The organism is Streptomyces sp. NPDC047014, from assembly GCF_040644195.1.
Taxonomy (GTDB): Bacteria; Actinomycetota; Actinomycetes; order Streptomycetales; family Streptomycetaceae; genus Streptomyces.
In genome coordinates, this window is the sequence record NZ_JBEYVX010000012.1 from 124,935 (window position 1) to 132,762 (window position 7,828).

General features: G+C 73.1%; 6 protein-coding genes. 4 read left to right on the forward strand and 2 right to left on the reverse strand.

The genetic code is table 11. The annotated features are described in order from the left end of the window. The first annotated feature begins 260 nt into the window (after positions 1–260). The 3 genes from ABZ873_RS11045 to ABZ873_RS11055 all read left to right on the forward strand — a co-directional run bounded on the left by ABZ873_RS11045 (position 261) and on the right by ABZ873_RS11055 (position 2,894). A complete protein-coding gene (locus ABZ873_RS11045) occupies positions 261–896 on the forward strand; it encodes a hypothetical protein (RefSeq protein ID WP_360868526.1) in 636 nt (211 codons plus the stop codon). A gap of 68 nt (positions 897–964) precedes the next feature. Then, a complete protein-coding gene (locus tag ABZ873_RS11050; protein ID WP_360868530.1) occupies positions 965–2,551 on the forward strand; it encodes a prepilin-type N-terminal cleavage/methylation domain-containing protein in 1,587 nt (528 codons plus the stop codon). A 4-nt stretch (positions 2,552–2,555) separates the two neighbouring features. After that, positions 2,556–2,894, forward strand: a complete 339-nt coding sequence (locus ABZ873_RS11055) for an excalibur calcium-binding domain-containing protein (protein WP_360868533.1) — start codon at positions 2,556–2,558, stop codon at positions 2,892–2,894. A 105-nt stretch (positions 2,895–2,999) separates the two neighbouring features. Here ABZ873_RS11055 and ABZ873_RS11060 read toward each other — a convergent pair whose 3' ends face one another. Next, positions 3,000–3,704, reverse strand: a complete 705-nt coding sequence (locus tag ABZ873_RS11060) for a M24 family metallopeptidase (protein ID WP_360868537.1) — start codon at positions 3,702–3,704, stop codon at positions 3,000–3,002. Between the two features lie 273 nt (positions 3,705–3,977). Then, positions 3,978–5,678, reverse strand: coding sequence for an immunity 49 family protein (locus tag ABZ873_RS11065; RefSeq protein ID WP_360868540.1), 1,701 nt, complete (start codon positions 5,676–5,678; stop codon positions 3,978–3,980). Positions 5,679–6,128: 450 nt separating this feature from the next. Here ABZ873_RS11065 and gdhA point away from each other — a divergent pair, with 450 nt between their 5' ends. Continuing rightward, positions 6,129–7,475: an NADP-specific glutamate dehydrogenase gene (gdhA, locus tag ABZ873_RS11070; protein WP_360868542.1), complete on the forward strand. Its 1,347-nt coding sequence runs from the start codon at positions 6,129–6,131 to the stop codon at positions 7,473–7,475. Positions 7,476–7,828 lie beyond the last annotated feature (353 nt).

Here is a 7,828-nt window from a genome sequence, read left to right on the forward strand (position 1 = left end):
GTACGGCACCCCCTGGGTGGGATCAGGTCATGCCCGCGAACTCCTGGGCATCTGCCAGGTTTCCGGCATGACGGTGCCGCACATGCGTAGATGGTGCGCACCTGACAACTCGGTAGTCAACGATTGACAACTTGGCTCGCCGTGGATGTAATGCACGCGTCCAGCCTGCTGCGGGCCGGCGGCGCGTGCCGTCGGTCCGCCGCGGCACGCGAGCGAGAGGCCGGCGGTGCGATGAACGACAGAGGCGTGGTGCCGCGGTGTTGAGCAGACTCCCGGGCCCGCCCGCGCTCAAGCGGGCTGTGCTGGCCCTCGTGGTGGTCGCGGCGGCGCTGGCCGTCGTGGTGTTCGTCCGAGGCGGCACCGGCACGTCCGCCCAGGCCCGGCAGCCCGACCGCGACTGGTGCACACCGGGCACCTCGCGCACCGCGCTCTGCCCGAACGGCAAGGGGTTCGACGCGAAGGAGTACGCCGCCCACGGCGACGCCTTCGAGTGCGTCCACTTCGCCAGCCAGGCGGACGCCCAGGCGGTGCTCCGGGCCGACCCGGCCGATCCGAACCACCTCGACGACGGAGGCGGCGTCGCCTGCCGCGGCCTGCCGGAACCGCGCGACATCGCACCCGTTCCCCGCCCCGCCCAGCAGCCCTCCTGCGGCCCCGCCGACACCCGCAGCGCGCTCTGCCCGCAGCCGGAACGGGCCTTCGACGCCCGCTACTTCCTGCGCTACGGCAATGACGCCTACGACTGCCCGGACCTCGCGAGCCAGGCGGACGCGCAGGCCGTCCTGCGCTTCCAGCCCGCCGACCCGAACCGCCTCGACGGCGACGGGAACGGCATCGCCTGCCCGGACCTGCCGGGACCGAAGGACGTCAAGCCCGTACGAAGGGGAACGCCGTGACGCGGCACGGGCCCGCCCGCGCGCTCGGGCCGCACAGGACCCCTCGACCGAAGGAAGCCCCGAACGCCATGACCCCCGCCCCCCGCCTGTTCCGCTTGCGCGCCGCGAGACGCGAAGACGGCTTCACGCTCATCGAGTTGCTCGTGGTCATCGTGATCCTGGGCGTGCTCTCCGCCATCGTGGTCTTCTCCGTCCGGGGCATCGGAGACAAGGGCCGCAAGAACGCCATCGCCGCCGACGCGGCCACCCTGCGCACCGCCCAGGAGTCCTACTGCGCGCGGCACGGCCACTACGGGACGGCCGACGACCTCAAGGCCGATGGCCTGCTGACCGGCGACCCGGTCTACAACATGGTGGTGGTCGGCGAGGAGAACAAGTGCGGCCGGGGCGCGAAGTCCTCGTTCACGCTGTACGACACCTCCACGCCGACGGAGGCGGCGGCGGAGGCGATCCCGGTGGGCCCGGGTCCGGCCGATCTCGCGGTCGACGAGAAGACCGACCGCGTGTACGTGGTCTCCAGCGGCGGCAACTCCGTGACCGTGATCGACGGCAGGACCGACAAGCCGGTCGGCGCTCCGATCGACGTCTCCGGCGCGGTGACGAACCCGACCCGGATCGCGGTGGATCCCACCAGCGGGCAGGTGTACGTCGGCGGCACGGGCGGGGTCGCGGTCATCGACACGACCAAGGCCCATCAGGTGACCCCTGTCGGCGGTTTCACGGCGACCGTCACCGCCCTGGCCGTCTCTCCCGAGAACGGCGAGGTGTACGTGGGCGGCGGCGGGGCGAGTACGTCACGGGTCGCCTGGATCGCTCCCGGCGGCACCTCCGCGACATCGATCACCCTGCCCGCTACGGGACTTGTGACCGCGGGGAACGGCATGGACTTCCAGTTCGACCCCGCCCGCCACGCGGTGTACCTCGCGAAGTCGGGTACCGGCAGCGGCGCGACCCCGGCCACCGACACCGGGCTGTTCGCCATCTCCTCGCAGACGCACGAGGCCAGGATCGTGGCGCAGTTCCCGACGAAGCCGAGCTGCGGCACCAACGCCGGGAACGTCCTCACCATCAACTCCGTCCGCGGCCGGACCGTCGTCGACCCGAGCCGCAATCTCGTCTACCTCCTCGCCAGGAGGTGCGTGCCGGACCCGGTGAAGCCCACGGGCCCGTGGAAGACGGTCGCGACGACGATCGCCGTCAACCCCGGCGACGGCAGTTCCACGGCGATCGACGACCCGGTGGGAGCCTCGTACACCCCCATCTCGGCGGTGCGCAACGCCGCTTCGGGATCGGTCCACGTCTACCTCAGCGGGGGCGCGTACTGCGGCGGCGCCGGGGGCCGGATCGACCGGATCGTCGGGACGACGGTCACGGGGCAGACACCCGTCTGCGGGGCGTCTAGCCCCATCGGGAACCCGGCGCGGAAGATCGCGCTGCTGGACAAGTACAACCGGATCTTCGTCGCACAGCAGAACACCTACAGAGCGCCGGGCGGCGTCGGCCTGTCCGACGCCGGCACGCTGCTGACGCATCCTCCGCTCGGCACGGCCCGCCAGTTCGCGGCGCTGGCCGTGAACAACACGACGGCGAAGGTGTACGCGGTCGATCCGGAGGGCGCCGGCGCCCTCATAGTGTTCCGGACGGGGAAGGTCTAGGACCGTGCGAGAGTTCCGTACCCCCGTCGCGGTGCTCGCCGCGATCGCGGCGGTCACGCTGCTGACCGCGTGCGGGGCCGAAGGCGGGCCGCAGGAGCGGGCGTTCGATGTCGCGCCGTATGTGCACCAGGGGCATGTTGCCGACTGCGAGGCGTTCGGCAGCCAGGCCGACGCGCAGGCCGTGCTGAGGGCGGACGCGCTCGACCCGAACGGCCTCGACCGGGACGGCGACGGCATCGCGTGCCCGGACCTGGGCGGCCCGAAGGACAGGAAGCCGGTACACCGGGACTTCATGACCGATGTGGACGGGGCGCCGGTGATCGAGCCGAAGGAGGCGCCGTAGCAGGGGTGGTGGAGACGCCATGACCGGCCGAGTAGACGCCATGACCGGGCCGGCCACCGGTCAGTGGCGGCCGGGCCGGTCACAGCGCCGGGTCCTCGGGCCCGGTCAGACCAGGTCGAGCAGTTCCGTGTGCACGGCGGCATGCCCGCGGTGCTCGTCGACGAGACGGATCTGGAGGATCCAGTGAGCCCGCCACCCCTCGCCCAGCGTCCGGCGCAGCGGCCAGCCGTTGTCCGGGCCGATGAAGAACTCCGGCCGGGTCACCGCCTCCGCGTACGAGGCGGGCGCGGTGCCGGTCAGCCGCCCGCAGTGCCAGGAGCCCAGGCTCCGGCCGGCCTTGGCCGCCAGGGCGCGGACCTCCGTGTACAGCTCGCGCCCGGTGAGGTGGTCGTCGGCCCGGAAGGCATCCCGGGCGCCGGTGGCCACGGCGGCCAGATCGTGGACGAGGCCCCGCCGCGCGGGATCGTCGCCGAGGGCCACGGTCCGGGCGAAGCCCGTCTCGTACGGGGCCACCAGCGGCTCGAAGTCCAGTACGACCAGATCTCGCGCGCCGATCACCCGTACCGGCCAGCGCCCGCCGACGGCGGTGTTCGGCCCCGACCGCACGAACCGGCGGCCGACCCGGCCCGCCCGTACGCCGAACACCTCGCGGGCGAGCAGGGCGATCCGGTTGTCGGCCTCCTCCTCGCTGCGGCCGGGCCTGATCACCTGCGTGGCCAGGACCTGCGCGAACAGGCGCTGCGCCATGCGCTGGCCCTCCCGCAGGTGCAGGGCCCGCAGCCCCCGGTCCATCCGGTCCAACGTCGTCATCGTGCGTCCTCGCTGTCAGCCGTACCCGCGCCGCGCCCCTCGCCGCCGGACCCGCCGGCGCCCGCGCCACCCCTCGTACCGGCCGGGGCACGCCGCGGCGGGCCCGGAGCGGGGGAGGTGACCGACCGGTGCGCACGAAAGGGCCCGGACCGCGCAGCCGAACCTAACAGCGCCCGCCCGCCCGGCATCACCGGTCGATCCTCCAGCGCTCGCCGCGGCCCGGGGGCCCGCGTTGGTCCGTCGTACGAGGCCCGGCGCGCGCGGCGTCGGCCCTCAGGCGAGATGTTCCACGCGTTCGCCGTTGAGGAGGTAGAGCGGGAGGTGGGCGCGTTCCAGGGGGAAGGGGAATCCGTTGTCGTGGGCCATCGTGGCCATCGCGAGGGCGCCGAGGGCCAGGTGGGAGCGGGCCGGGCCCGGCGCGCCCCAGTAGCCCGCGTGGTCCGAGAGGGCGTCCGACAGGGCCGAGGCGAAGGCTTCGTGGTCGGCGGTGAGCAGGCGGTGGAAGAGGGCGACCGGGTGGTAGTCGATGCGGTTCACGAAGTCCGAGGGGGCCCGGGTCACCGCCTCCGGCATCGAGGTCTTGATGGTGGCCAGCAGCTTGGGGACCACGTCGTCGGCGGAGTGCTCGTCGGAGAAATAGGTCTGCAGGGTGTCGATCCAGTGCAGGACGTACTCGTCGACGGTCTCGTCCTGCCGCAGCGTCTCCAGCGGTACGCGGCACAGCCGCGCGGTGCGCTCCTTCTGGCGGCAGACCATCGCGAGGTACAGCGCGTCGAGCCAGGCGCGGGCGTCCGCCGAGGGAGCGGCCGGCAGCGCCGGCAGCGGGACCACCAGGTCCTCGCCGAGGTAGAGGTCCTGCGGCCGCTCGGAGCCGGTGAACAGGGTGCTGCCGAGGCGGAGTGCGGCCTCCCACGCGCTCCAGGCGGCGATGCCCGAAGCCTTCGGGTCCTCCACGCACTCGACGTGGGCCAGCGCGAGGGCCGAGGCGAAGGCGTCGGCCAGGCCGGCGGGCTCCTCGGCGAGCCCGCGGACCGACTCCGCCGTGGCCGCCGTGAGCGCGGCGGCGTCCGGTGCCTCGGCCGCGGCGGCCGTGTGGATGCGGCCGGCGCGGTCCAGCCGGACCAGGCCCTTCATCAGGCCGAGCAGCCGCGGGGGCGGCTGGAGGGAGAACGTACGCGTCTCCTCGTCGATGACGGTGAGCGAGGTCAGGGCGCCCTCGTGCCACCAGTAGACCCGCGGGGACAGCTCGCCCGGCCCGTCCTCGTAGGCGCGCAGGGCGTATTCGGCCAGCCCGTTGAGGGCGTCCACGACGGAGCCGTCCGTGATCGGGTGGAAGGCGAGGAGGTGCCGGTTGGGGACGATCACGAGCGCGCCGGCGCTCGGCAGTGACTCTCCGGTGACCTCCAGGGCCACTTGGGCGAGGAAGAGCGCCTTGCTCGCGATGAAGGGGGAGTCCCCGTGCAGGGAATGCAGCCGGGCGCGCCCCGCGACGGACACCTCCTCGTGCTTGACGGGTACCGCCAGCAGATTTGCGTGTGCGGCGCGTCCCAGCTCGTCCAGGCCCGCGCGCTCGACGTCGTGGTCGGTGAGGATGCGTACGCTCGTCGGCGCGTCGAGCGCGAAGGCGAAGACGAGGCCGTCGGCCACGACCCGCGCGTACGTCATCGAGGCGGCGATCTCCGGGGTGAACGTGCCGATGGGCAGCAGCCGGGAGTGCACGCCGCGCAGCAGCTCCTCGGCGGACTCCTCCCCGCGGCCGGCCTGCCGGAGGCTCGCGAAATGCGCGGCGACCAGCTCGGGCCAGCGGGATTCGGGGTGTTGGCGGCAGAGGTGCGCGAGGTTGTGGAGGGAGTGGTGGTGGCCGTCGCGGAGGTAGGGGGCCACGAGCTGTCGCAGGTACGCGGCCTGAGGGTCCGTCAGCATCGGCAGGTCGGAGGAGGGCCCGGGGGAGTCGAAAGCGCCGTTCGTATTCATTCGTTCGACTCTACGACGCGTGGCGCGGGTCGGGGCGGCCGGCGAGCGGCGTGGCGCGGCGGGCCGGTGCGTCGGAGCGGGCGGGGGCGTTCGCAGACGTACACGGTGGTGGGGCGCCCGCGTACGCCGTGGCCGCCGGCTCTCGACTCGCTGGAGACGGGCTGGAGTCACAAGATCGGGCCTTGCCGGTCACACCTCCGCCGACGACAGTGGGGGGTCTTCGCGGGGCGACCGGTGGAGACCGGACCGCGCGGCACGCGGAGGACGCGGCTTTTGCGGAGGGCGCGGCTTTACGGAGGACGCGGCCTTTGCGGAGGGCGCAGCTTTTCCGGACGGAGCTTTTCCGGACGGAGCTTTTCCGAAGAGGAACGGACGGAGCTCTCCGCACAGACAGAGCTTTCAGAACAGACGGGGCTTTTCCGAACAGAGCGAAGGGACAGTAGGACACCCATGAACGCGAACGCACACATCGAGGCCGTCTTCGACGAGACCCGGCGGCGCAACCCGGCGGAGCCCGAGTTCCACCAGGCCGTGGCGGAGGTACTGGAATCCCTCGGACCGGTCTTCGAGCGGCACCCCGAGTACGCCGCGACCGGGATCCTGGAGCGGCTGTGCGAGCCCGAGCGGCAGTTGATCTTCCGGGTCCCATGGGTGGACGACAGCGGCGCGGTGCGCGTGAACCGCGGCTTCCGGGTGGAGTTCAACAGCGCGCTGGGCCCGTACAAGGGCGGGCTGCGGTTCCATCCGAGCGTCAACCTCGGCATCGTGAAGTTCCTCGGCTTCGAGCAGATCTTCAAGAACGCGCTGACGGGGATGGCGATCGGCGGCGGCAAGGGCGGCGCCGACTTCGATCCCAAGGGCCGCTCGGACGGCGAGATCATGCGGTTCTGCCAGTCCTTCATGACGGAACTCCACCGCTACCTGGGCGAGCACACCGACGTGCCCGCCGGGGACATCGGCGTGGGCGGGCGCGAGATCGGCTACCTGTTCGGCCAGTACAAGCGGATCACCAACCGCTATGAGTCCGGCGTCCTGACCGGCAAGCCGGTGGGCTGGGGCGGCTCGCACGTCCGCACCGAGGCCACCGGCTACGGCGCGGTGTTCTTCGCGCACGAGATGCTGGCCACGCGCGGCCTCGGCTTCGACGGGCGCCGGGTGGTGGTCTCGGGCTCGGGGAACGTGGCGGTGTACGCGGTGGAGAAGGTGCACGCCCTCGGCGGCCGCGTGGTGGCGTGCAGCGACTCCTCCGGCTACCTGGTCGACGAGGCCGGCATCGACCTGGAGCTGCTGAAGGAGATCAAGGAGGTACGCCGCGAGCGCATCGCCGCCTACACGGAGGCCCGGCCCGGCGCGAGCTTCTCCGCGCGCGGCACGGTGTACGACGTCCCCTGCGACATCGCGCTGCCGTGCGCGACCCAGAACGAGCTGGCCCGCGAGGACGCGGTGGCCCTGGTGAAGAACGGCGTCCGGGCGGTCGCGGAGGGCGCGAACATGCCGTGCACCCCGGCGGCGGTCCAGATCTTCCGCGACGCGGGCGTCCTCTTCGGCCCGGGCAAGGCGGCGAACGCCGGAGGCGTAGCCACGTCGGCGCTGGAGATGCAGCAGAACGCGGCCCGCGACACGTGGACCTTCGCGCAGACGGAAGCCCGCCTGGCGTCGATCATGCGCGAGGTCCACACCCAGTGCCGCGAAACGGCAACCACCTACGGCGGCAACGGCGACGACTACGTCCTGGGCGCGAACGCGTCGGGCTTCCTCCGGGTGGCGGAAGCGATGACGGCCCAGGGGGTCATCTAACCCGGGGGGCCGGGACCGCGCGGGGCCCCGGGCCCCTGCCCGGCCCGGCCCCCGCACCAGGAGTTCCCGGGCGCGGTGGGCCTCGGGGGCCGGGGCCCCGGCCCCCGCTTCTGGGCTCCGGTTGGCCCCTTGCCTTGGGGCCCGGGCTTGGGGCTGGCGCCCCGCCTCCGGCCCCTGACTCCTGACCCTCGGTGGGCCGGTGGGCCGGTGGGCCGGTGGGCCGGTGGGCCGGTGGGCCGGTGGGACGCCGGGGCCCGGGCTTCCCGGACCACCGGGCCCGGTGGCTCAGGGCGTCGCGGCACGCCCGCCCCGGCGGCATGGGCTCCCGGGCCGCTGCGGCGGCCCGGGGCCGG